The 460-nt window shown below is 40.7% G+C and carries 1 pseudogene; it reads right to left on the bottom strand.

Annotated elements, in window-relative coordinates:
- Positions 1-250: pseudogene (locus ACYVTD_RS16645) on the bottom strand (ornithine carbamoyltransferase); the annotation flags it as partial.
- Positions 251-460 lie beyond the last annotated feature (210 nt).

Here is a 460-nt window from a genome sequence, read left to right as displayed (position 1 = left end):
GATGAATGTCACTCGTGGAAAGAAAGACCGGGTGGCCGCCTTCCTCGCCGAAAGCGGTTTCAAAGGCGCACCTTGTCCGCGTCGAGCGTTTTTCAAAGAGGAGGGCGAGGGTTTTGCCCTCGAAGCGTCTTTTTATTTTGCCTTTTTTTGACTCGGCTTTCAGTTTCCCCGCAAGATCGAGTAAATACAGAATTTCATCCGGCGAATAATCGAGCAATGTAAGGAAAGATCTTCTCTTCAATTTAGACACTTTAAACCTCCGTTTTTAACAATAAAGGATAAATATATATGATTTTTGGGCGTTTTGTAAAGTGATATAACCGAAATAACGCTTTATTTTTATTCAAAAAAAGTATATCATCGGCATAAGGAGTCATTTATGGAAAAATCCGCTATTATCGAACGCGCAAAAGATTATATTTCTAGGGAAAAAGACGCTAACTTCCGCGCGGAAGTTGAA

The sequence above is a fragment of the Treponema sp. R6D11 genome (genome assembly GCF_054786075.1).
The sequence above is the reverse complement of the archived record's forward strand: the minus strand, read 5'-3'. Positions and strand labels throughout refer to the sequence as shown.